Here is a 23836-nt window from a genome sequence, read left to right on the forward strand (position 1 = left end):
TCCAGAATAAAAATGACGGAAAGCAAAACGCCCCACTAGGGGGCGTCTTGAGTGGTTATCCACAGAGTAAATTACGCCTCGGCTTTTTTGGTAGCCGCTTCGATTTTACGTGTGATGTACCACTGTTGAGAGATCGACAACACGTTGTTGACCACCCAGTACAGAACCAGACCAGCTGGGAACCACAGGAAGAAGAAGGTGAAGATGATTGGCATCATTTTCATCACTTTGGCCTGCATCGGATCCGGTGGTGTCGGGTTCAGGCGCTGCTGGATAAACATGGTCGCGCCCATGATGATCGGCAGGATAAAGAACGGGTCTTTGATCGACAGGTCAGTTATCCACAGCATGAACGGTGCCTGACGCATTTCCACGCTTTCCAGGAGTACCCAGTAAAGCGACAGGAATACCGGCATCTGCACCAGAATCGGCAAGCATCCACCCAGCGGGTTGATCTTCTCTTTCTTGTACAGCTCCATCATGGCCTGCGACATTTTCTGCCGGTCATCGCCATGTTGTTCTTTCAGCGCGGCCAGTTTAGGGGCCACGGCACGCATGCGCGCCATCGACTTGTAGCTGGCGGCCGACAGTGGGAAGAAGATCCCCTTGATCAGCATGGTCAGGAAGATGATCGACCAGCCCCAGTTACCGACAATGCTGTGGATATGTTGCAGCAGCCAGAAAATCGGCTGGGCAATGAACCACAGGATGCCGTAATCCACAGTCAGTTCCAGACCTGGGGACAACTCTTTCAACACCGCTTGGCTTTTCGGGCCGGCGTACAGGGTTGCGCTGGTTTCAGCCTTGGCACCTGGAGCGACAGTCAACGCCGGGCCGGTGTAGCCAATGATGTAGTTACCTTTGCTGTCCTTGCGCGCCAGTACTGCATTGTTCTGGCCAGGCTGAGGAATCCACGCGGTCACAAAGTAGTGTTGCAGCCAGGCTACCCAACCACCGTTCACGTTATAGGTGATCGGTGCCTTGGTTTTGTCTTCGGCCACCTTATCCATGTCTTTCATGGATACTTTTCTGTACGGCTCCGAACTTGTCCACAGGGCTGCGCCCAGGTAAGTCGCGGTACCGGTCGCAGTGCTGGACGATGGATCGGAGCTGGCGTCACGCTTGAGCTGCGCAAACATTGCGCCGGTCCAAGGCTGAGCGCTCTGGTTGTCGATCAAATAGGTGACAACGATGTCGTACAGCCCGCGCTTGAGTGTGAAACGCTTGATGTAGTTGACGCCGTCCTTGCTGAACTTCAAGTCCACGACCAGTTGGTCTTGGCCATCTGCCAGTTGGTAGCTCTTCTTCTCCGAAGAGAAAATCGGACGACCGGTTGCGCTCGCATCAGGACCGTTGGTGCCGATCAGGCCACTTTGTGCCTGGTAAACACGTTCGCCACCGTTATCGAACAACTGGAATGGAATTTCCGGGTGATCCTGACGACGCGGATACAGCGGAAGTGTCAGTTTGGCAACATCGCCACCTTGCGGGTCGATAGCCAAGTCCAATACATCCGTCTTGATCTGGATGAGGTCGGTGCTTGTGGCAACTGCAACTTCGGCAGGTGCTTTTGTTTCGCCCGCTGCGCGTGGAATGTCATCACTGGCGGCAGTATTGGTGCCACTAACTGTATCGGGAAGTCCCGCTGGAACAGCATTGGCAGCAACATTCTGAGTCGGCAGGGCAGCTTGGCCATAGTCCTGGTTCCACTTAAGGACCATGACGTAGGACACGATTGCCAGGGCGACGATCAGGATCGTGCGTTTAATATCCATGATTACTCGGCCATCGAAGAAGAACGGGAGGTAGGGATAGGTGGAACCGGGTCATAACCACCGGGATTCCACGGATGACAGCGACCTAAACGACGAAAGGTCAGCCAGCCACCGCGCAGAAGACCATGATTTTCTATGGCCTCTAACGCGTAGCAGGAACAACTGGGGTAGAAACGACAGTGGCTGGCCATCAGAGGACTAATGGCATAGCGGTAAAACTGGATCGGAACGAGTGCCAGCTTACGCATCAGTACTGTCTACCCCTACAGTTTCGGTGCTGACTGCTGGTGCTGGCTTGTTGGTACGCGCCAGACGTTTCCAGAGCTTGCCGAAATGCTGAATCAATTCGGGGTTTTCTACATCCCCCAAGCCTTTGCGCGCGACGATAACAATATCCCAACCAACCAGAGTGTCCTGGTGGAGGCGAAACGATTCGCGCATCAGACGCTTGAGGCGATTGCGCTCAACGGAGAGCTTTACGCTCTTCTTGCCGATCACCAACCCGAGACGGGGGTGATCAAGATCGTTGTTACGCGCAAGGAGCAGGAGATTTTTCCCCGGAACCTTGCCGGTGGGGGAGTCAAAGACTGCCTTGAAGTGCCGGGGGGTTAGCAGACGCTTTTCCCGACTGAAGTCCTGACTCACCACCAGTACCGGATTATCAAACTGCCAGACGCGCACGACCTTTGGCGCGGCGACGCGACAGGACAGCACGGCCGTTCTTGGTAGCCATGCGAGCACGGAAGCCGTGGGTACGGGCGCGTTTGATGGTGCTTGGTTGGAAAGTACGTTTCATGGCGTTGTTACCTGGTTCGTCCACAACGGGCCGGAATGGCCCCCGTTTTAAGAGACCGGCGATTCTAGAGAAAGCAAGCCTCTAGGTCAATTTCCAACCAGCTTTTCCTTCAATTAGATCTTTACGGACCTCCAGCCCTTTTCTTTCCGTTCTGCTTCCATGAGCAATGCCATAGATATAAAAATAAAGAAGGAAGTTATTTAAAGCTTTTCTGTAAAGCTTATAAAAGCTAGGCAGGCCATCCTCTGTGGATAACTTCCTTGAGGCCTTATTCCACGTGATGTACAGAGAATGACAACACGGGGGAGAAACGGTGCTCTGCCTGTGCTGCGCTGTCGGATAAGCTGTGTGTGGAATGGCATGTTATCCACAGGCCAGTTACCCACAGACTTTCGCCCCCACTTGTACAACGAGCTCAGGCACGCTTATCCACAGAGCTTATGCACAGACCATCTGTCGCATTTTTTGCGGTTAAGGCATTGATTTTGGCTGGCCTGTGAGCAACCTACATGTGGATAAGTGGGCTGCTGGCCGCTACAATGGCGGCTGTTTTTGCCTCACCGGCTTTCAACTTAGGGGATATCCGTGTCAGTGGAACTTTGGCAGCAGTGCGTTGAGCTTTTGCGCGATGAGCTGCCTGCCCAGCAATTCAACACCTGGATCCGCCCGCTACAGGTCGAAGCCGAAGGCGACGAGTTGCGTGTCTATGCGCCCAATCGTTTTGTTCTCGACTGGGTCAACGAAAAGTACCTGAGCCGCGTTCTCGAATTGCTCGATGAACACGGCAATGGCCTCGCGCCCGTGCTCTCCTTATTGATAGGCAGCAAACGCAGCTCAACACCTCGTGCTGCACCGAATGCTCCGCTCGCAGCGAGTGCCTCGCAGGCTCAAGTCGCCGCGGCGCCTGTTAATAACTCGCCAGCGCCGGTTGCCCAGACGCCTTCGAAATCCTCGTCGCAGAAAAACGCGCCTATAAATGAAGAGCCGTCCCGCGACAGCTTCGATCCGATGGCGGGCGCCAGTTCCCAGCAGGCTCCGGTCCGCGCCGAGCAGCGCACGGTACAGGTCGAAGGCGCGCTCAAGCACACCAGCTACCTGAACCGCACGTTCACCTTTGAGAACTTCGTCGAAGGTAAATCCAACCAGCTGGCCCGCGCGGCCGCCTGGCAGGTCGCAGACAACCCCAAGCACGGTTACAACCCGCTCTTCCTTTATGGCGGCGTTGGCTTGGGTAAGACCCACTTGATGCACGCTGTGGGTAACCACCTATTAAAGAAGAACCCGAATGCCAAGGTTGTATACCTGCACTCGGAGCGCTTCGTGGCTGACATGGTCAAGGCCCTGCAGCTCAATGCGATCAACGAGTTCAAGCGGTTCTACCGCTCCGTTGATGCATTGCTGATCGATGACATTCAATTCTTCGCGCGTAAGGAGCGTTCCCAGGAAGAGTTTTTCCACACGTTCAACGCCCTGCTCGAAGGTGGCCAACAGGTCATCCTGACCAGTGACCGTTACCCGAAGGAAATCGAAGGCCTGGAAGAACGCTTGAAGTCGCGCTTTGGTTGGGGCCTTACCGTTGCGGTAGAGCCGCCGGAGTTGGAAACCCGCGTTGCGATCCTGATGAAAAAGGCCGATCAGGCGAAAGTCGATCTGCCCCACGACGCTGCGTTTTTCATCGCCCAACGCATTCGCTCCAACGTGCGTGAGCTGGAAGGTGCGCTCAAGCGTGTCATCGCGCACTCTCACTTCATGGGCCGCGACATCACCATCGAGCTGATTCGCGAATCCCTGAAAGACTTGCTGGCATTGCAGGACAAACTGGTGAGTGTGGATAACATCCAGCGCACCGTGGCCGAGTACTACAAGATCAAGATTTCCGACCTGTTGTCCAAGCGCCGTTCGCGCTCGGTGGCTCGTCCGCGTCAGGTGGCCATGGCACTCTCCAAGGAGTTGACCAACCATAGCCTGCCGGAAATCGGTGATGTGTTTGGCGGCCGCGACCACACCACGGTCTTGCACGCGTGCCGCAAGATCAACGAGCTTAAGGAATCCGACGCGGATATTCGCGAGGACTACAAGAACCTGCTGCGTACACTGACTACTTGATGACACCAGCGCAGCTTATTAAGGCAAGGGACTAGACCATGCATTTCACCATTCAACGCGAAGCCCTGTTGAAACCCCTGCAACTGGTCGCAGGCGTCGTCGAGCGCCGACAGACCTTGCCGGTGCTCTCCAACGTATTGCTGGTGGTCGAAGGCCAGCAATTGTCCCTGACCGGTACCGACCTGGAAGTCGAGCTGGTCGGTCGCGTGCAACTGGAAGAACCCGCTGAACCTGGCGAGATCACAGTGCCTGCGCGCAAGTTAATGGACATCTGCAAAAGCCTGCCGAACGACGCGCTGATCGACATTAAGGTTGATGAGCAGAAGTTGGTGGTCAAGGCGGGACGCAGCCGTTTCACGCTGTCTACTTTGCCGGCCAATGATTTCCCGACTGTGGAAGAAGGCCCTGGCTCACTGACCTGCAGCCTGGAGCAAAGCAAACTGCGCCGTCTGATTGAGCGTACCAGCTTCGCCATGGCTCAGCAGGACGTGCGTTACTACCTCAACGGCATGCTGCTGGAAGTGTCGGAAGGCATCATCCGCGCCGTGGCCACCGACGGCCACCGTCTGGCGATGTGCTCGATGCGCGCCGATATCGGTCAACCTGATCGTCATCAGGTGATCGTGCCGCGTAAGGGTATTCTCGAACTGGCGCGCCTGCTCACTGAGCCGGATGGCAATGTCAGCATCGTACTGGGTCAGCACCATATCCGCGCGACCACCGGCGAGTTCACCTTCACCTCCAAGCTGGTTGACGGCAAGTTCCCGGATTACGAGCGCGTTCTGCCTAAAGGCGGCGACAAGTTGGTGATCGGTGATCGCCAGGCCCTGCGTGAAGCGTTCAGCCGTACTGCGATTCTGTCCAACGAGAAGTACCGTGGTATTCGTCTGCAACTGGCCAATGGTCAGTTGAAAATCCAGGCCAATAACCCGGAGCAGGAAGAAGCGGAAGAGGAAGTGGGCGTTGATTACAACGGCGGCACTTTGGAAATCGGCTTCAACGTGAGCTACTTGCTGGACGTGCTGGGTGTGATGACCACCGAACAGGTTCGCCTGATCCTGTCCGACTCCAACAGCAGCGCCCTGGTGCAGGAATCCGATAATGACGACTCGGCTTACGTTGTTATGCCGATGCGTCTGTAATCATGCTCAGCAGAAGCTAGATGTCCCTTAGTCGCGTCTCGGTCACCGCGGTGCGCAATTTGCACCCGGTGACCTTCTCCCCCTCCCCCCGCATCAATATCCTTCACGGCGCCAACGGCAGTGGCAAAACCAGCGTGCTGGAAGCCATCCACCTGCTAGGACTCGCCCGTTCCTTTCGCAGTGCCCGCTTGTTGCCGGTGATTCAGTATGAACAACTGGCCTGCACAGTATTTGGCCAGGTTGAACTTGCAGAAGGTGGGCACAGCAGCCTGGGGATTTCTCGTGATCGCGGCGGTGAGTTCCAGATTCGCATCGACGGGCAGAATGCTCGCAGTGCTGCGCAACTGGCAGAGATCCTGCCATTGCAACTGATCAACCCTGACAGCTTTCGCTTGCTGGAAGGCGCGCCAAAAATCCGCAGGCAGTTCCTCGACTGGGGAGTGTTCCACGTGGAACCGCGATTCATGGCCACTTGGCAGCGCCTGCAGAAGGCCCTGCGGCAGCGGAACTCATGGCTGCGGCATGGTACACTTGACGCCGCTTCGCAAGCGGCCTGGGACCGGGAATTGTGCCTGGCCAGCGACGAAATAGATGAATACCGCCGCGCCTATATCAAAGCCTTGAAACCAGTCTTTGAGCAGACCTTGAGCGAGTTGTTGGATCTCGAGGGGCTGACGCTGAGTTACTACCGTGGTTGGGATAAAGAACGTGAGCTGAGTGCAGTGCTCGCGACGTCCCTGCAGCGGGATCAGCAAATTGGCCATACCCAGGCCGGACCCCAACGGGCTGATTTGCGTCTTAGATTAGGCGCACACAATGCTGCGGACATCTTGTCCCGCGGCCAGCAGAAGTTGGTGGTGTGTGCACTGCGTATCGCCCAGGGTCATTTGGTTAGCCAAGCCCGACGTGGTCAGTGTATTTATCTGGTGGATGACTTGCCGTCTGAACTCGACGAGCAACATCGCCGTGCGTTATGCCGCTTGTTGGAAGAATTACGCTGCCAGGTGTTTATCACCTGTGTAGACCACGAATTATTGAGGGAAGGCTGGCAGACGGAAACGCCAGTCGCTTTGTTCCACGTGGAACAAGGCCGTATCACCCAGACCCACGACCATCGGGAGTGAAGGCATGAGCGAAGAAAACACGTACGACTCGACCAGCATTAAAGTGCTGAAAGGTTTGGATGCCGTACGCAAACGTCCCGGTATGTACATTGGCGACACTGATGACGGTAGCGGTCTGCACCACATGGTGTTCGAGGTGGTCGACAACTCCATCGACGAAGCTCTGGCCGGTCACTGCGACGACATCAGCATCATCATCCATCCGGACGAATCCATTACTGTGCGCGACAACGGTCGTGGCATCCCGGTAGATGTGCACAAAGAAGAAGGCGTTTCGGCGGCAGAGGTCATCATGACCGTGCTCCACGCCGGCGGTAAGTTCGACGACAACTCCTATAAAGTCTCCGGTGGTTTGCACGGTGTGGGTGTGTCGGTGGTGAATGCTCTGTCCGAAGAGCTGATCCTGACCGTTCGCCGCAGTGGCAAGATCTGGGAGCAGACCTATGTCCACGGTGTGCCACAGGAGCCGATGAAAATCGTTGGTGACAGTGAAACCACCGGTACCCAGATCCATTTCAAGCCATCGGCTGATACCTTCAAGAACATCCACTTCAGCTGGGACATCCTGGCCAAGCGTATTCGTGAACTGTCCTTTCTTAACTCCGGTGTGGGTATCGTCCTAAAGGACGAGCGCAGCGGCAAGGAAGAACTGTTTAAGTACGAAGGCGGCTTGCGTGCGTTCGTTGAATACCTGAACACCAACAAGACTGCGGTCAACCAGGTATTCCACTTCAACATCCAGCGTGAAGACGGCATTGGCGTGGAAATCGCCCTGCAATGGAACGACAGCTTCAACGAGAACCTGTTGTGCTTTACCAACAACATTCCACAGCGTGACGGTGGTACTCACTTGGTGGGTTTCCGTTCCGCGCTGACGCGTAACTTGAACACCTACATCGAAGCCGAAGGCCTGGCGAAGAAGCATAAAGTTGCCACCACCGGTGACGATGCGCGCGAAGGTCTGACCGCGATTATTTCGGTGAAAGTGCCGGACCCTAAATTCAGCTCCCAGACCAAAGATAAGCTGGTGTCTTCCGAAGTGAAGACAGCGGTTGAACAGGAGATGGGCAAGTACTTCTCCGACTTCCTGCTGGAAAACCCGAACGAAGCCAAACTGGTTGTCGGCAAGATGATCGACGCCGCGCGTGCCCGTGAAGCGGCGCGTAAAGCTCGTGAGATGACTCGTCGTAAAGGCGCGCTGGATATTGCCGGCTTGCCAGGCAAACTGGCTGACTGCCAGGAGAAGGACCCTGCCCTCTCCGAACTGTACCTGGTGGAAGGTGACTCTGCTGGCGGTTCCGCCAAGCAGGGTCGTAATCGTCGCACCCAGGCTATCCTGCCGTTGAAAGGTAAGATCCTCAACGTTGAGAAGGCTCGCTTCGACAAGATGATTTCCTCCCAGGAAGTCGGCACCTTGATCACGGCACTGGGCTGCGGTATTGGCCGTGACGAGTACAACATCGACAAGCTGCGCTATCACAACATCATCATCATGACCGATGCTGACGTCGACGGTTCGCACATCCGTACCCTGCTGCTGACCTTCTTCTTCCGTCAGTTGCCGGAGCTGATTGAGCGTGGCTACATCTACATCGCCCAGCCGCCGTTGTACAAAGTGAAGAAAGGCAAGCAAGAGCAGTACATCAAAGACGACGACGCCATGGAAGAGTACATGACGCAGTCGGCCCTGGAAGATGCAAGCCTGCACTTGAACGACGAAGCCCCGGGCATCTCCGGCGAGGCGCTGGAGCGTCTGGTTAACGACTTCCGTATGGTGATGAAGACGCTCAAGCGCCTGTCGCGCCTGTACCCACAGGAACTGACCGAGCACTTCATCTACCTGCCGTCCGTAAGCCTGGAGCAGTTGGGCGACCACGCCCACATGCAAGAATGGCTGGCCCAGTACGAAGTACGCCTGCGCACTGTCGAAAAATCCGGCCTGGTGTACAAAGCCAGCCTGCGTGAAGACCGTGAGCGTAATGTCTGGCTGCCAGAGGTCGAATTGATCTCCCACGGCCTGTCGAACTACGTCACCTTCAACCGCGACTTCTTCGGCAGCAACGACTACAAGACCGTTGTGACCCTCGGCGCGCAACTGAGCACCCTGCTGGACGACGGTGCTTATATTCAGCGTGGCGAGCGTAAGAAAGCGGTGAAGGAGTTCAAGGAAGCCCTGGACTGGTTGATGGCGGAAAGCACCAAGCGCCACACTATCCAGCGATACAAAGGTCTGGGCGAAATGAACCCGGACCAACTGTGGGAAACCACCATGGACCCAGCCCAGCGCCGTATGCTGCGTGTGACCATCGAAGACGCCATTGGCGCAGACCAGATCTTCAACACCCTGATGGGTGATGCGGTCGAACCTCGTCGTGACTTCATCGAGAGCAATGCCTTGGCGGTGTCTAACCTGGACTTCTGATCCAGGCGCGCCCCCAAAAATAAAAAAGGCCAACGCTATGCGTTGGCCTTTTTTATTGCGAATGGTCTGCAAAATGCTCCACGTGGAACATCATGGTTTTTATCCAGAAGAAGCCGCAGCTACGCTCTCCAACCGATACCCATACCCATAGATCGTCAACAACTGCCAACCCCTATCAGCGGTAAGCCCGAGCTTGTTGCGTAGCCGATAGATATGCGTATCCAGCGGCCGAGAGGACACCATTTCTTCATGGGTCCAGAACCGCTCATAAAGGTACTCGCGCGATAGCGGCCGAGCCAGGTTGGCGAACAAGCAGCTCGCCAGACGGTATTCGCGCTCGGTGAGGTTGATCGGTTTGCCTGCGCGCGTGACGGTCAACTCTGCGTCGTCGAAGGTCAGGTCATTGAAACTCTGCACTTCGGGGGTCGCCGATTTCTGCAGGCCATGCCGACGCAGAACGGCTGTAACTCGCGCCTTCAGTTCGTTAGGGCGAAAGGGCTTGCTGACGTAATCGTCGGCGCCACTGTTCAATGCGGTAACGATATCGCTTTCGGCATCACGGCTGGTGAGCATGATGACAGCGGGTGGTGACTCCATGTGCTCACGGGTCCAGCGTAGCAAAGCAATACCGGTGATGTCGGGCAGTTGCCAGTCGAGTATCAACAGGTCGAAGGTCTCCCGGCGCAATTGACGCAGCAGGTCTTCGCCGCGCTCGAAGCAATGCAGGGTCCAGGATTGTTCGGCGGTGCTGGGGATTTGTCGCAGTGTCTGTTCCACCCGTCGCAATTCTGCGGGTTCGTCATCCAGTATTGCGACACGCATGGGAGGGTCCTTTCTTTTTGAAGAGTACGGCAGTCGTATATTGAGGGGCACGTACTGCGCAGATGCCGGTCATTGAATCTGAAGAATTGTGCTCAGGTTCGTCGACCCCTTGGATCTCTCGGTAGGCTGGGATCAATAAGCGAATACGCCATTGAAAGTCTTCCATACCTATGTGGGAAAGATACCGACTCCAGGCGTTAAGGAAAAGGATCAGCCGACGCATGCGCTGTCGTAAACTCCTGTGCCCTGATAGTGGATGCCCTTTGGAATCCCCGCCGTTATGAACATCAAGCAGGAAATTTTTTCCACCGCGCCGAAAATGAGCTTCACTGGGCTCAAAGCGTCGTTCTATCACGTACGTATGTCGGCTTACGACGTGCAACGCCTGAGGAGGAATCGGGGGCCTATGCCATCATCTACCGCCTGCCAACAACACCGGCGCGTTGATCCATGATGCTCTGGGGAAAGGCCGAAAAGCGCCAACCCACCCATGCCCAGCGCCTGTTCCACGGTCTGGTACGGGAGTGGTTATGGATTGGTTTGCTGCTGTTGCCAATCACTGCCTACCTCTCGATGAGTCCAGGTCTGGCCTTGAACAACCCGCTATACGACAGCCTTCGCCGCCTGGCGCCACTGCCGGTGGACCCGCGCATCCTGCTGGTGACCATCGATGACCCTAGCCTGAAGAAACTCGGCCAGTGGCCTTGGCCGCGTAGTTTGCACGCCGACCTGATCGATCGTCTTAGCGCAGCGCAGCCGGCCGGTATCTTGTTTGATGTGATCTTCAGCGAGCCCGGTGACCCGGTTAATGACAAGCGCTTGGCCGACTCGGTGTGCAACGCCGGCAACGTATTGTTGCCCTTGGCCCGTGACGATTCCACCAGCTACAGCCAGCCCGGGACACAAATGCTGTCACTGCTCAAATGTGCCAAGGGTGTCGGGCATATCAATGTGGAGGCGGATAGCGATGGCGTGGTGCGCAGGCTGTATATGCGTGAGGGGCCAGCCGGCGCCACAGCGCTTCAGTTAGCGTGGCTGGCCTTCGCGATGAGCGGGCAATCGGCCGAGATGCCCGGGCAGGCCCTGACGTCGATCACCCAGGATTGGCACCGGGAGCATGCCGTCCGTATCCCGTTTATTGCTGCCGACACCCATTTCCCGAGCGTGTCTTATGTCAGCGTATTACGCGGTGAGGTCCCTCCCGAGCGGTTGCGGGGCCGTCTGATTCTGGTGGGGGCGACAGCGTCGGGCATGGGCGATCGTTTTGTCACACCGCTCTCTCCTATGGCCGGCACCACCGCGGGTGTGGAGATCCAGGCCAATGTGCTCAATGGCTTGCTGCAAGATCGAAGTATTGTGGACTTGCCCGGATGGCTGGCCGCACTGATCGCAACGTCCCTGGTGGCGATGCTGCTGGGCCTGCTGCTCTACCGCCCGCGCTATGCGCTGTGGATGACCCTGGGGTGCATGTTCATGGCCTTGGTGGGTTCAGCGGCCTTGTTGCGCCTGGGCTACTGGTGGTCGCCTGCGGCCTGCTTGATCGGTTTGCTGCTCAGCTACCTGATCTGGAACTGGCGTCGTTTGAGTGTGATCCTGGCCTACTTCGGCTGGGAATTGGCGCGCCTGGATAACGAACCCAAAGTCTTGCCCGAACGCCGTCGCGCACCCGCCAACAAAGGTGACGTGTTGCAGGGCCGTATCTTTGCCCTGGAGCAAGCCGTAAGTCGTACGCGGGACACCCGACGTTTTATGGCCGATGGGTTGGAATGCTTGCCGGTGGCGACACTGATCACAGACACCCAGGCTAATATCCTGTTGGCCAACCGCATTGCGCGGGAAGTGTTCGGCAATGACTTGATCAACCATAACCTTCTGGAGCAGCTGGCTGACCTCGGTTATCCGCCGCTGCACAATGGCGTACGCCCCACCCTCTCAACGCTGGAACTCGTTGAGTTTCGTGATATCCACCAACGCAGCCTGCGCATGGAGCTTGCCCCCCTGCTGCCGGCGGAAGGGGATGTGACGCTGGGCTGGCTGCTGAGCCTCACCGACCTGAGCAAGGAACGCGAGGCCCAGCAGCATCGGGAAACCATGCTGCGCTTCCTCTCCCACGACTTGCGCGCACCCCACTCGGCGATCCTCGCACTGTTGGATGTGCACAACAGTGAGTCGCCGATTTTTGCCCAGATCGAGCAGCAGGTACGCCGCGCCTTGGGCCTGACCGAATCATTTGTGCAACTGGCTAGGGCTGAGGCCGATGGCTACCAGTTCGAGCCTACGCTGTTCGCCATGTTGGTAATGGATGCCTTTGATCAAGTGGCAGTGATCGCCCACCTCAAAGGTATTCACTTGGTCCACGATCTGGACGAGGCTGACGAAGGGATGGTGTCAGCCGATCAATCATTGCTCACCCGCGCATTGTTCAATGTGCTGGAGAACGCGATCAAATACTCCCGGTCCGGTACCACCGTTCGGCTGCGACACAGCAGCGCGCAAGGCTGGTTGGAATGCCGCATCAGCGACCAGGGCCCCGGGATAGCCGCCGAGGATTTGCCTGAGCTGTTCAGCCAGTACAAGCGCTTTGACTCGGCCCAAGGCAGCGAAGGGTTGGGGTTGGGACTGAGCATGGTCAAGGCGGTCGTTGAGCGTCATGGGGGCCGTATCGGGTGTGAAAGCACCGTGGGCAAAGGCACCACTTTCAGCCTGCAGCTGCCCTTGCTGGACGACTGCTAAAACGTACTTTTCTGCTGTGCATAAAAAACCGGTCTCAAGGACCGGTTTTTAATGCGGAAAAAACTTATGCACGTTTTTTTAGATTTTATCTGTTTTGGAAATATCTAAGTAAATCAACTTATTAGGATCAAAAAAAGCCAATTCGCCAACAAACCGTGCACAGGTTATCCACAGATACTCATACCACCGGCGTCTCCACCACAATCGGCTCCGGCGGCAGAGAGCCCATGGCCCGCTGCTGCGCTTCATTCCATGCCTGGGCACGGTCATTCAGCGCGGCAATCGCGCGTGGGCCTTCCCCTTCTGCGTACATTGGCTCGCCTATCACCACAGTGATAGTGCCTGCGCGTTTTGCCCAACCTGTCTTCGGCCAGAACCTGCCGGCGTTATGCGCAATCGGCAGCACCGGCAGGTTGGCGTTGACCGCCAATGCCGTACCTCCACGGGAGAACTTGCCTACGGTCCCAAAGGGGACTCGTGTACCTTCCGGAAAGATCAGCACCCACACGCCGTCCTTGAGCAGCTCATCGCCCTTCTTGGCGACATGCTTGAGCGCCGCCTTGGGGTTGTCACGGTCGATAGCGATCGGGCGCAACATGGCCATGGCCCAGCCGAAGAACGGCACGTACAGCAGCTCACGCTTGAGCACCTGGCTCAAGGGCGAGAAGTAAGCCGAGAGGAAGAAGGTCTCCCAAGTGCTCTGGTGATTCGACAGAATCACGCACGGCTGGTCCGGTACGTTTTCAGCGCCCTTGATCTCGAAACGAATGTTCAGGAACACCTTGGTCAGCCACAACGCGCAGCGGCACCAATAGACGTTGATAAAGCGATAGCGCGCCTTGAACGGCAGGAACGGCGCAATAAAAAAGCTCAGGGTGCACCAGAGAAACGAACTGGTGCCCAACAGCAGGTAAAAGAAAAAGGTTCTGATGGCCTGCAAAATCGACATGGCGGCATTTACCGTTGCGGGACATGGCCCGCCTGTTAAAAGCGCACTCCCGAACAGTCCTTGGCCAGGAAGTCGAGGGCGGCTAGTTGTTGATAAGTTCTGCGGCAACCGCCGCCAGATCGTCAAAAATCAAGGTGCCTACCGGCAGGTTTTTCGCCTGGGTCTTTTCGCCTTTCCCGGTCTTTACCAAAACTGGCTGAGAGTCGACGGCTTTGGCCGCCTCCAGGTCACCGAGGCTGTCCCCGACGAACCATATCCCAGCTAAAGGCACCTTGTAATGTTCTGCAATGGTTTTCAACATGCCGGGTTTGGGTTTGCGGCAATCGCAGCCCTCATCCGGCCCGTGAGGGCAGTAAACCACCAGCCCCACCTCACCGCCCTGCTCCGCCACCAGCGTGCGCAAGCGCGCGTGCATGGCGTCCAGGGTGGCGATGTCGTAATAGCCACGGGCGATACCGGACTGGTTGGTGGCGATGGCCACCGTCCAGCCGGCTTTGCTCAACTGCGCGATGGCCTCGATCGAACCGGGCAGTGGAATCCATTCCGCCACCGACTTGATGTAAGCGTCGGAGTCGTAGTTGATCACCCCGTCCCGATCGAGAATCAGCAGTTTCAACATGATCAGCTCAGCGTCGAAATGTCAGCGATGTTGACGAACAAGCCACGCAGACGCGCCAGCATGGCGTAGCGGTTTTTCCGCACGCCGGCATCTTCGGCATTGATCATCACCGCTTCGAAGAACGCATCCACCGGCTCACGCAAGGTAGCCAGGCGTGCCAAGGCTTCGGCGTAATTGCGTTCGGCGATCAGCGGCTTCACCGCATTCTCTGCCTTGGCAATGGCCGAGTTCAGCGAGAACTCCTTGGCGTCGGCAAACAGGCCAGGGTCGACATCGGCGTTGCCCAGGCCTTCGGCCTTGCTCAGCAGGTTCGACACTCGCTTGTTCACGGCGGCCAGGGCATCGGCTTCCGGCAGCTTGCGGAAGGCCTGTACGGCTTGTACGCGCTGATCGAAGTCCAGCGCCGAACCCGGTTGCAGGGCACGTACCGACAGGTAGACGGAAACGTCCACGCCTTCGTCTTCATAACGCGCACGCAGGCGGTCGAACACGAACTCCAACACTTGCTCGGCCAGGCCGGCTTGCTTGACCTTGCCACCGAACTGGCCGACCGCGAACACCACGGCCTGGGTCAGGTCGAGGTCCAGCTTCTTGTCGATCAGGATACGCAGCACGCCCAGGGCCGCACGACGCAGGGCATACGGGTCTTTGCTACCGGTGGGCAGCATGCCGATACCGAAGATACCGACCAGGGTATCCAGCTTGTCGGCAATGGCCACGGCCGCACCGGTCAGGGTGGTCGGCAGCTCGGCGCCGGCGCCACGCGGCATGTACTGCTCGTTCAGCGCCAGCGCGACATCGTCCGCCTCGCCATCGTTGAGGGCGTAGTAGTAACCGGCGACGCCCTGCATCTCTGGGAACTCGCCGACCATCTCGGTGGCCAGGTCGCACTTGGACAGCAAGCCTGCACGCGCAGCCCAGGCGGCATCACCGCCAATACGTGGGGCAATGTAGGCCGCCAGCTTGGAAACGCGCACAGCCTTGTCGTAGACGCTGCCGAGTTTTTCCTGGAACACCACGTTCTGCAGGCGCAGGTTGAAGTCTTCCAGCTTCTGCTTCTTGTCTTGCTTGAAGAAGAACTCGGCGTCAGTCAGGCGCGGGCGAACGACTTTCTCGTTACCGGCGATGATCTGCTGCGGGTCCTTGCTGTCGATGTTGGCCACGGTGATAAAGCGCGGCAGCAACTTACCGTCCACGTCCAGCAGGCAGAAATACTTCTGGTTGTCCTGCATGGTGGTGATCAGTGCTTCCTGCGGCACGTCGAGGAAACGCTCTTCGAACGAGCACACCAGCGGCACCGGCCATTCAACCAGCGCGGTCACTTCATCGAGCAGGCTTGGCGGCACGATGGCGGTGCCTTCCTGCAGGCGGGCCAGTTCTTCGGTACGCTTGCTGATCAGCTCGCGACGCTCGTTGGCATCGGCCAGCACGTAAGCAGCCCGCAGATCGGCGGCATAGTTAGCCGGCGAAGTGATGCGCACCGCTTCTGGATGGTGGAAGCGATGGCCGCGGGAATCACGGCCAGCCTTCTGGGCGAGGATGGTGCAGTCGATGACCTGGTCACCGAGCAGCATCACCAGCCACTGGGTCGGGCGCACGAACTCTTCCTTGCGCGCGCCCCAGCGCATGCGCTTGGGGATCGGCAGATCGTTCAGGGAGTCTTCGACGAGGGTCGGCAACAGGCTGGCGGTCGGCTTGCCTTTGATGACCTGGCTGAAACGCAGTTTCGGGCCGCTCTGGTCGATCTCGCTCAGCTCGACGCCACACTTCTTGGCGAAGCCCAGTGCGGCTTGGGTCGGGTTGCCTTCGGCGTCGAAAGCCGCCTGGCGTGGTGGGCCGTCGAGGTTGATGCTGCGGTCCGGCTGCTGGGTTTCCAGCGCGGTCAGCAACACGGCCAGGCGGCGCGGTGCGGCGTAGACTTTTTTCGCTTCAAACTTCAGGCCGGCGCTCTGCAGGCCTTTTTCGATACCGGCCAGGAACGCATCGGCCAGGGTATTGAGTGCCTTGGGTGGCAGCTCTTCGGTGCCCAGTTCAACCAGGAAATCTTGAGCACTCATTGTGCAGCCTCCAGCTTAGCCAACACTTCATCACGCAGGTCCGGGGTGGCCATCGGGAAGCCCAGCTTGGCGCGAGCCAGCAGGTAGGCTTGGGCGACGGAACGTGCCAGGGTGCGTACACGCAGGATGTATTGCTGACGCGCGGTTACCGAGATGGCACGGCGGGCGTCCAGCAGGTTGAAGGTATGGGACGCCTTCAACACCATTTCATAGCTTGGCAACGGCAGCGGCTGGTCGAGTTCGATCAGGCGCTTGGCTTCGCTTTCATAGAAGTCGAACAGTTCGAACAGTTTGTCGACGTTGGCGTGTTCGAAGTTGTAGGTCGATTGCTCCACTTCGTTCTGGTGGAACACATCGCCATAAGTCACTTTGCCGAACGGGCCGTCAGCCCACACCAGGTCGTAGACCGAATCCACGCCCTGCAGGTACATGGCCAGGCGTTCAAGACCGTAGGTGATCTCGCCGGTCACCGGGTAGCACTCGATGCCGCCGGCCTGCTGGAAGTAAGTGAATTGCGTCACTTCCATGCCGTTGAGCCAGACTTCCCAGCCCAGGCCCCAGGCGCCCAGGGTTGGGGATTCCCAGTTGTCTTCGACGAAACGGATGTCGTGCACCAGTGGGTCGAGGCCCACGTGCTTGAGCGAGCCCAGGTACAGTTCCTGGAAGTTGTCCGGGTTCGGCTTCAGGACTACCTGGAATTGATAGTAGTGCTGCAGACGGTTCGGGTTTTCGCCGTAGCGGCCGTCAGTCGGTCGACGACTGGGCTGCACGTAAGCGGCGTTCCAGGTTTCCGGGCCGATGGCCCGCAGGAATGTAGCGGTGTGGAAAGTGCCGGCGCCTACTTCCATATCGTAGGGCTGAAGTACCACACAACCTTGCTCGGCCCAGTATTGCTGGAGGGCGAGGATCAAGTCTTGGAAGGTACGCACGGCTGGCGTAGGCTGGCTCACGAAATTCACCTGTTACTTGGGCTGCGATTTAAAGAGCGGGAGTATACCCGATTCGGCCGCGCCACCATCCCCTGGAGCCTTATGCCACGCTGCTTTTGGTGTTCTGAAGATCCGCTGTACATGGCTTATCACGATCAGGAGTGGGGAACGCCGCTGCGCGATGCGCAGGGTTTGTTCGAGTTGCTTTTGCTCGAAGGGTTCCAGGCGGGCCTGTCCTGGATCACCGTTTTACGCAAACGCGAGCATTATCGAAAGGTCTTGTTTGGTTTTGATGCCCGGCGTTTGGCACAGCTGACCGATGCCGAGATCGAAGCACTGATGCTCGACCCAGGCATTGTGCGTAACCGCCTCAAGCTCAACGCCACCCGGCGCAACGCTGCGGCCTGGCTGGCGCTTGAAGATCCGGTGGGGTTGCTCTGGTCGTTTGTCGGCGGCGTGCCCAAGGTCAATCACTTCAAGGATCGCAGCGAAGTCCCGGCGATTACGCCGGAGGCTGAAGCCATGAGCAAAGCACTCAAGAAAGCCGGCTTCACCTTTGTCGGCCCTACCATCTGTTACGCGTTCATGCAGGCCTCGGGCATGGTCATGGACCACACTCAGGACTGCGACCGTTACGCGGACTTGGCCAACGCCGGTTAGAATGGCGGCTTTGCGCACCACACACGATCAGGAGTGACCTGTGGAAAAGTTTAAAGGCGCCTTGCTGGTAGGCGCTCTTCGGTTGTTTGCCCTGCTGCCATGGCGCGCGGTGCAAGCCGTGGGTTCGGCCATCGGCTGGGTCATGTGGAAAACCCCCAACCGCTCCCGTGAAACGGTGCGGATCAACCTCTCAAAATGCTTCCCCGACATGGACCCCGCCGCGCGCGAGCGCCTGGTCGGCCAGAGCCTGAAGGACATCGGCAAGTCCCTGACCGAAAGCGCCTGCGCCTGGATCTGGCCGGCCCAGCGTTCCATCGACCTGGTGCGCGAAGTCGAAGGCCTTGAGGTGCTGCACGAAGCTCTGGCCTCGGGCAAAGGTGTAGTCGGCATCACCAGCCACCTGGGCAATTGGGAGGTGTTGAACCACTTCTATTGCAGCCAGTGCAAACCGATCATTTTTTACCGCCCGCCCAAGCTCAAGGCGGTGGATGAGTTGCTGCGCAAGCAGCGCGTACAACTGGGTAACCGCGTGGCGGCGTCCACCAAGGAAGGCATCCTCAGTGTGATCAAGGAAGTGCGCAAAGGCGGCCAGGTGGGTATTCCGGCCGACCCGGAGCCGGCCGAATCCGCGGGGATCTTCGTGCCGTTCTTCGCCACCCAGGCGCTCACCAGCAAGTTCGTGCCGAACATGCTCGCCGGCCACAAGGCCGTGGGGGTGTTCCTGCACGCACTGCGGCTGCCGGACGGTTCGGGCTACAAAGTGATCCTGGAAGCGGCGCCGGAAGACATGTACAGCACCGACACCGCCACCTCCTGCGCGGCGATGAGCAAGGTGGTGGAGCGCTACGTCGGCGCTTACCCGAGCCAGTACATGTGGAGCATGAAGCGCTTCAAGAAACGCCCGCCGGGTGAAGAGCGGTGGTATTGACCCAGAGCCAATACCAAACCAAATGTGGGAGGGGGCTTGCCCCGATAGCAGTGTGTCAGCCAATGCATATTTGACTGAACCGCCGCTATCGGGAGCAAGCCCCCTCCCATATTTTCGATCTGCTTAGCTTTGGCGGTCGAGTTTCTTCAGGAACACCGTCATCTCTTTCTCGGCCTGCTTGTCGCCATGGGCCTGGGCCGCTTCGATGCCCTTCTCCCACGCCTGTCGCGCTGCGGCGCTATCACCCTGACCCAACTGCGCCTTGCCCAACAACTTCCACGCCGCCGAATACTTCGGATCGAACTCGACGCACTTGCCTAGATGCTCCGCCGCCTTGGTATTGTCCTTCAAGTCCAGATAACCCTTGCCCAGCCCAAAGCGCAGCAGCGAGTTATCCACCCCCTTGGCGAGCATTTTTTCCAGGGATTCGAGCATGTCGGTCACTCCGGTTGATCAGAAAAAGCTCAATCCCACGTGGAACAACTTCTCCACATCGCGGATATGTTTTTTATCCACCAGGAACAGGATCACGTGGTCACCCGTGGCGATCACCGTGTCGTCGTGGGCGATGATCACTTCCTCATCACGAATAATTGCGCCAATGGTGGTGCCCGGCGGCAGGCCTATATCGCGGATGGCCTTGCCGATCACTTTGCTCGATTTCGAATCACCGTGGGCAATCGCCTCGATGGCCTCCGCCGCCCCCCGGCGCAGGGAGTGCACGCTGACGATATCGCCCCGGCGCACGTGGGCGAGCAAGGTACCGATGGTGGCCAGCTGCGGGCTGATGGCGATGTCGATATCGCCGCCCTGGATCAGGTCGACATAGGCCGGGTTGTTGATGATGGTCATCACCTTCTTCGCCCCCAGCCGCTTGGCCAGCAGCGACGACATGATGTTGGCCTCGTCATCGTTGGTCAGGGCCAGGAAGATGTCGGCGTCGGCGATGTTTTCTTCCATCAGCAGGTCGCGGTCCGAGGCGCTGCCTTGCAGTACGACAGTGCTGTCCAGGGTGTCGGACAAATGCCGGCAGCGTGCCGGGCTCATCTCGATGATCTTCACCTGGTAACGACTCTCGATCGCTTCGGCCAGGCGCTCGCCAATCTGTCCGCCGCCGGCGATGACGATGCGTTTGTAGTTCTCATCGAGCCGACGCATTTCACTCATGACGGCACGAATATTCGCTTTGGCAGCGATGAAGAATACTTCGTCATCGGCCTCGATCACCGTATCGCCCTGGGGCAGGATCGGCCGGTCACGCCGAAAAATCGCGGCTACGCGGGTTTCCACATTCGGCATGTGTTCACGCAGTTGACGCAACTGCTGACCCACCAGCGGCCCACCGTAATAGGCCTTCACAGCCACCAACTGCGCCTTGCCGCCAGCGAAGTCGATCACCTGCAAGGCGCCCGGAATTTCGATCAGGCGCTTGATGTAATGGGTCACCACTTGTTCCGGGCTGATCAACACGTCAACCGGAATAGCGTCGTTATCAAACAGCCCGGCGCGGGTCAGGTAGGCGGCTTCACGCACCCGGGCGATTTTGGTCGGGGTGTGGAACAGGGTATGGGCCACCTGGCACGCGACCATATTGGTCTCATCGCTGTTGGTAACGGCAACCAGCATGTCGGCATCGTCGGCGCCCGCCTGACGCAGCACGGTAGGAAACGATGCACGCCCTTGCACAGTGCGGATGTCCAGGCGGTCGCCCAGGTTGCGCAGGCGCTCGGCATCGGTGTCGACCACGGTGATGTCATTGGCTTCACCGGCCAAATGTTCGGCCAGTGTGCCGCCAACCTGCCCTGCTCCAAGGATGATGATTTTCATCCGGTCACTCCCTTAAACCCGTTCAGCCGCGCGCGGCGGCGATCTTGATCAGTTTGGCGTAGTAGAAACCATCATGCCCGCTTTCCTGCGCAAGTAACTGGCGGCCATGGGGCTGCTTGATACCGGCGGCCGTGGCGAGGTCCAGTTCCCGCGCGCCGCTGGTGCGGGCGAGGAAGGCTTGGATGACTTCGGTGTTTTCGGTCGGCATGGTGGAGCAGGTGGCGTAAAGCAGGATGCCGCCGACTTCGAGGGTCGGCCACAGTGCGTCGAGCAGTTCACCTTGCAGCACCGCCAGGGCGGCGATGTCGTCGGGTTGGCGGGTGAGCTTGATGTCCGGGTGACGGCGGATCACACCGGTGGCGGAACACGGCGCGTCGAGCAGGATGCGTTGGAACGGTTTGCCGTCCCACCAGCTGTCGGTGTCGCGGCCGTCGGCGGCGATCAGCTCGGCGCTGAGGCCCAGGCGTGCGAGGTTCTCCCGTACGCGTACCAGGCGCTTGGCTTCCAGATCGACAGCCACTACACCGGCCAGGTCCTTTTCAACTTCGAGGATATGACACGTCTTACCGCCCGGAGCACAGCAGGCGTCCAGTACACGCTGACCGGGAGCCAGGTCTAGCAGGTCGGCGGCCAGTTGCGCGGCTTCGTCCTGCACACTGATCCAGCCTTCGGCGAAGCCCGGCAGGCTGCGCACGTCGGTGGCCGCTTCCAGCACGATGCCGTCGGTGCTGTACACGCATGGCGTGGCGTTGATACCTGCGTTCGTCAGCAATTGCAGATACGCATCACGGCTGTGATGGCGACGATTGACCCGCAGGATCATCGGCGGGTGCGCATTGTTGGCCGCGCAAATGGCTTCCCATTGCTCGGGCCAGAAGGCCTTCAGGGATTTTTGCAGCCAGCGCGGGTGAGCGGTGCGCACCACCGGGTCATGTTCCAACTCGGCCAGCAGTGCTTCGCTTTCGCGCTGGGCGCGGCGCAGTACCGCGTTGAGCAGGGCCTTGGCCCAGGGCTTTTTCAGCTTGTCGGCGCAACCGACGGTTTCACCGATGGCGGCGTGGGCCGGCACGCGGGTGTAGAGCAGTTGATAGAGACCGACCAGCAGCAGCGCCTCGACATCAGCATCGGCCGCCTTAAACGGCTTTTGCAGCAGCTTGGCTGCCAGTGCCGACAACCGTGGTTGCCAGCGGGCGGTGCCGAAGGCCAGGTCTTGGGTGAAACCGCGATCGCGGTCTTCGACCTTGTCCAACTGCATGGGCAGCGAACTGTTCAGCGAAGCCTTGCCGTTGAGTACGGCGGCCAGAGCCTTGGCGGCGGCCAGACGTGGGTTCATTGGGCTGCCACCCCGAGGATCGTGCCCAGGGAAAATTTCTCACGTCGACTGTTGTACAAATCGCTGAAATTAAGCGCTTTGCCACCGGGCAATTGCAGACGGGTCAGGCACAGCGCCTGTTCGCCGCAAGCGACCAGCAGGCCGTCCTTGCTGGCGCCGATGATTTCACCGGGTGCGCCTTTGCCGTCGGCCAAGGTCGCGGCCAACACTTTCAAGGCTTCGCCATTGAGGGCGCTGTGGCAGATCGGCCACGGGTTGAAGGCACGCACCAGGCGTTCCAGCTCCACCGCCGGGCGGCTCCAGTCGATGCGGGCTTCGTCCTTGTTCAGCTTGTGGGCGTAGGTGGCCAGGTTGTCGTCCTGCACCTCACCGTGCAGGGTTCCGGCAGCGAGACCGGCAATGGCCTGAATCACGGCGGGCGGGCCCATCTCGGCGAGGCGGTCGTGCAGGCTGCCACCCGTGTCTGCGCCCGTGATCGGGGTGGTGACTTTGAGCAGCATCGGGCCGGTGTCCAAACCCGCCTCCATGCGCATCACGGTCACGCCGCTTTCGCTGTCGCCTGCCTCCACGGCACGTTGGATCGGCGCTGCACCGCGCCAGCGTGGCAGCAGTGAGGCGTGGCTGTTGATACAACCCAGGCGGGGAATATCCAGCACGACCTGGGGCAGGATCAAACCGTAGGCCACCACCACCAGCAGGTCCGGTTGCAGCGCCGCCAGTTCAGCCTGGGCCTCGGCGTTGCGCAGGGTCGGCGGTTGCAGCACGGGGATGTTGTGTTCCAGCGCCAACTGCTTGACCGGGCTCGGCATTAGTTTTTGCCCGCGACCGGCCGGGCGGTCCGGCTGGGTGTACACCGCGACGATGTCATAAGGGCTGGCAAGCAGGGCCTTGAGGTGTTCGGCGGCAAATTCAGGCGTGCCGGCAAAAACAATGCGCAATGGCTCGGTCATGGGAAGTCTCGGTTAAAAGCAGTCACAAAAGAAAAAGGCTTGCCGCAGCAAGCCTTTGGAAGGAGGGCATCAAGCTTGCTGGCGATGCTTTTTTTCCAGCTTCTTCTTGATCCGGTCGCGTTTGAGCGTGGACAGGTAATCGACAAACAGCTTGCCGTTGAGGTGGTCGCATTCGTGCTGGATGCACACGGCCAGCAGGCCTTCGGCGATCAGTTCGAACGGCTTGCCGTCGCGGTCCAGGGCCTTGATCTTCACGCGCAATGGCCGTTCGACGTTCTCGTAGAACTCCGGCACCGACAGGCAACCTTCCTGGTATTCGCCCATCTCGTCGGTCAGCGGTTCGAACTCGGGGTTGATGTACACCCGTGGTTCGCTGCGATCTTCCGACAGGTCCATGACCACGACGCGCTGATGCACGTTGACCTGGGTCGCGGCGAGGCCAATACCCGGGGCTTCATACATTGTTTCAAACATGTCATCGACCAGCTGACGAACCTTGTCGTCCACTACGGCCACCGGCTTGGCGATTGTGCGCAGGCGCGAGTCGGGGAATTCGAGGATGTTCAAAATAGCCATAAGCGTAATTGCTGCACATGTGAGGTAGAGGCAAATCGGCGGTGGGAATGGACCCATACGGCCGGTGTGAAACGCCCGAAAGCCGCGA

General features: G+C 58.7%; 21 protein-coding genes and 1 pseudogene. 8 read left to right on the forward strand and 14 right to left on the reverse strand.

All coding sequences use genetic code 11. The annotated features are described in order from the left end of the window. Window positions 1-71: 71 nt before the first annotated feature. The 4 genes from yidC to rpmH are packed head-to-tail and all read right to left on the reverse strand — an operon-like array spanning window position 72 to window position 2571. Entirely contained in the window at window positions 72-1775 is a 1704-nt protein-coding gene (gene yidC, locus M2397_RS19845) for a membrane protein insertase YidC (RefSeq protein WP_259244284.1), read from the reverse strand. 2 nt (window positions 1776-1777) lie between these two features. After that, window positions 1778-2023, reverse strand: coding sequence for a membrane protein insertion efficiency factor YidD (yidD, locus tag M2397_RS19850; protein ID WP_010207715.1), 246 nt, complete (start codon window positions 2021-2023; stop codon window positions 1778-1780). Further along, a complete protein-coding gene (gene rnpA, locus M2397_RS19855) occupies window positions 2016-2420 on the reverse strand; it encodes a ribonuclease P protein component (RefSeq protein ID WP_053128141.1) in 405 nt (134 codons plus the stop codon). Before rnpA ends, yidD begins: the two co-directional genes overlap by 8 nt. A gap of 16 nt (window positions 2421-2436) precedes the next feature. Further along, complete coding sequence (gene rpmH, locus M2397_RS19860) at window positions 2437-2571, reverse strand: 50S ribosomal protein L34 (RefSeq protein WP_003213577.1); 135 nt, start codon at window positions 2569-2571, stop codon at window positions 2437-2439. 585 nt (window positions 2572-3156) lie between these two features. On the opposite strand from rpmH, the gene dnaA reads away from it, so the two are divergent. The 4 genes from dnaA to gyrB are packed head-to-tail and all read left to right on the forward strand — an operon-like array spanning window position 3157 to window position 9365. Beyond that, window positions 3157-4677, forward strand: a complete 1521-nt coding sequence (dnaA, locus tag M2397_RS19865) for a chromosomal replication initiator protein DnaA (protein WP_259244285.1) — start codon at window positions 3157-3159, stop codon at window positions 4675-4677. Between the two features lie 38 nt (window positions 4678-4715). Then, window positions 4716-5819, forward strand: a complete 1104-nt coding sequence (dnaN, locus tag M2397_RS19870) for a DNA polymerase III subunit beta (RefSeq protein ID WP_065926810.1) — start codon at window positions 4716-4718, stop codon at window positions 5817-5819. A 20-nt stretch (window positions 5820-5839) separates the two neighbouring features. Beyond that, window positions 5840-6943, forward strand: a complete 1104-nt coding sequence (recF, locus tag M2397_RS19875; RefSeq protein ID WP_012721452.1) for a DNA replication/repair protein RecF — start codon at window positions 5840-5842, stop codon at window positions 6941-6943. A gap of 4 nt (window positions 6944-6947) precedes the next feature. Continuing rightward, window positions 6948-9365 (forward strand): DNA topoisomerase (ATP-hydrolyzing) subunit B, encoded by a 2418-nt coding sequence (gene gyrB, locus M2397_RS19880; RefSeq protein ID WP_027608163.1) that lies wholly within the window; start codon window positions 6948-6950, stop codon window positions 9363-9365. 99 nt (window positions 9366-9464) lie between these two features. Here gyrB and M2397_RS19885 read toward each other — a convergent pair whose 3' ends face one another. Then, complete coding sequence (locus tag M2397_RS19885) at window positions 9465-10187, reverse strand: response regulator transcription factor (protein ID WP_131699626.1); 723 nt, start codon at window positions 10185-10187, stop codon at window positions 9465-9467. 286 nt (window positions 10188-10473) lie between these two features. On the opposite strand from M2397_RS19885, the pseudogene M2397_RS30570 reads away from it, so the two are divergent. Further along, window positions 10474-10634: pseudogene (locus tag M2397_RS30570) on the forward strand (hypothetical protein); the annotation flags it as partial. A 3-nt stretch (window positions 10635-10637) separates the two neighbouring features. Continuing rightward, window positions 10638-12920: a CHASE2 and HATPase_c domain-containing protein gene (locus M2397_RS19890; RefSeq protein ID WP_259244286.1), complete on the forward strand. Its 2283-nt coding sequence runs from the start codon at window positions 10638-10640 to the stop codon at window positions 12918-12920. 178 nt (window positions 12921-13098) lie between these two features. Here M2397_RS19890 and M2397_RS19895 read toward each other — a convergent pair whose 3' ends face one another. From M2397_RS19895 to glyQ, 4 genes are all read right to left on the reverse strand, one after another. Further along, window positions 13099-13869: a 1-acyl-sn-glycerol-3-phosphate acyltransferase gene (locus tag M2397_RS19895; RefSeq protein ID WP_131699624.1), complete on the reverse strand. Its 771-nt coding sequence runs from the start codon at window positions 13867-13869 to the stop codon at window positions 13099-13101. Window positions 13870-13951: 82 nt separating this feature from the next. After that, complete coding sequence (gene gmhB, locus M2397_RS19900; RefSeq protein ID WP_178116801.1) at window positions 13952-14491, reverse strand: D-glycero-beta-D-manno-heptose 1,7-bisphosphate 7-phosphatase; 540 nt, start codon at window positions 14489-14491, stop codon at window positions 13952-13954. Continuing rightward, entirely contained in the window at window positions 14491-16545 is a 2055-nt protein-coding gene (gene glyS / locus M2397_RS19905) for a glycine--tRNA ligase subunit beta (protein ID WP_131699623.1), read from the reverse strand. Before glyS ends, gmhB begins: the two co-directional genes overlap by 1 nt. Beyond that, the gene (glyQ, locus tag M2397_RS19910) at window positions 16542-17495 is read right to left on the reverse strand and encodes a glycine--tRNA ligase subunit alpha (protein ID WP_003187265.1); all 954 of its coding nucleotides are present in this window, start codon (window positions 17493-17495) and stop codon (window positions 16542-16544) included. Before glyQ ends, glyS begins: the two co-directional genes overlap by 4 nt. Before the next feature lie 81 nt (window positions 17496-17576). Between glyQ and M2397_RS19915 the strand changes: the two genes are divergently transcribed. Together M2397_RS19915 and M2397_RS19920 are read left to right on the forward strand one after the other, a co-directional pair. Continuing rightward, a complete protein-coding gene (locus tag M2397_RS19915) occupies window positions 17577-18134 on the forward strand; it encodes a DNA-3-methyladenine glycosylase I (RefSeq protein WP_145338372.1) in 558 nt (185 codons plus the stop codon). A 40-nt stretch (window positions 18135-18174) separates the two neighbouring features. Then, a complete protein-coding gene (locus M2397_RS19920; RefSeq protein WP_131699621.1) occupies window positions 18175-19062 on the forward strand; it encodes a lysophospholipid acyltransferase in 888 nt (295 codons plus the stop codon). A gap of 123 nt (window positions 19063-19185) precedes the next feature. Here M2397_RS19920 and M2397_RS19925 read toward each other — a convergent pair whose 3' ends face one another. From M2397_RS19925 to def, 5 genes are all read right to left on the reverse strand, one after another. Continuing rightward, on the reverse strand, window positions 19186-19497 hold the full coding sequence (locus M2397_RS19925; RefSeq protein ID WP_131699620.1) for a lipopolysaccharide assembly protein LapB: 312 nt from the start codon (window positions 19495-19497) through the stop codon (window positions 19186-19188). 18 nt (window positions 19498-19515) lie between these two features. Then, a complete protein-coding gene (trkA, locus tag M2397_RS19930; RefSeq protein ID WP_131699619.1) occupies window positions 19516-20889 on the reverse strand; it encodes a Trk system potassium transporter TrkA in 1374 nt (457 codons plus the stop codon). 22 nt (window positions 20890-20911) lie between these two features. Beyond that, window positions 20912-22222, reverse strand: coding sequence for a 16S rRNA (cytosine(967)-C(5))-methyltransferase RsmB (gene rsmB, locus M2397_RS19935; protein WP_131699618.1), 1311 nt, complete (start codon window positions 22220-22222; stop codon window positions 20912-20914). Further along, the gene (gene fmt, locus M2397_RS19940) at window positions 22219-23172 is read right to left on the reverse strand and encodes a methionyl-tRNA formyltransferase (protein ID WP_131699617.1); all 954 of its coding nucleotides are present in this window, start codon (window positions 23170-23172) and stop codon (window positions 22219-22221) included. The genes rsmB and fmt overlap by 4 nt, the downstream gene beginning before the upstream one ends. Before the next feature lie 69 nt (window positions 23173-23241). Then, window positions 23242-23748, reverse strand: a complete 507-nt coding sequence (gene def / locus M2397_RS19945; RefSeq protein WP_053127413.1) for a peptide deformylase — start codon at window positions 23746-23748, stop codon at window positions 23242-23244. Between the last annotated feature and the right edge of the window lie 88 nt (window positions 23749-23836).

This window comes from Pseudomonas sp. BIGb0381 (assembly GCF_024809815.1).
In the GTDB taxonomy this organism is placed as follows: Bacteria; Pseudomonadota; Gammaproteobacteria; order Pseudomonadales; family Pseudomonadaceae; genus Aquipseudomonas.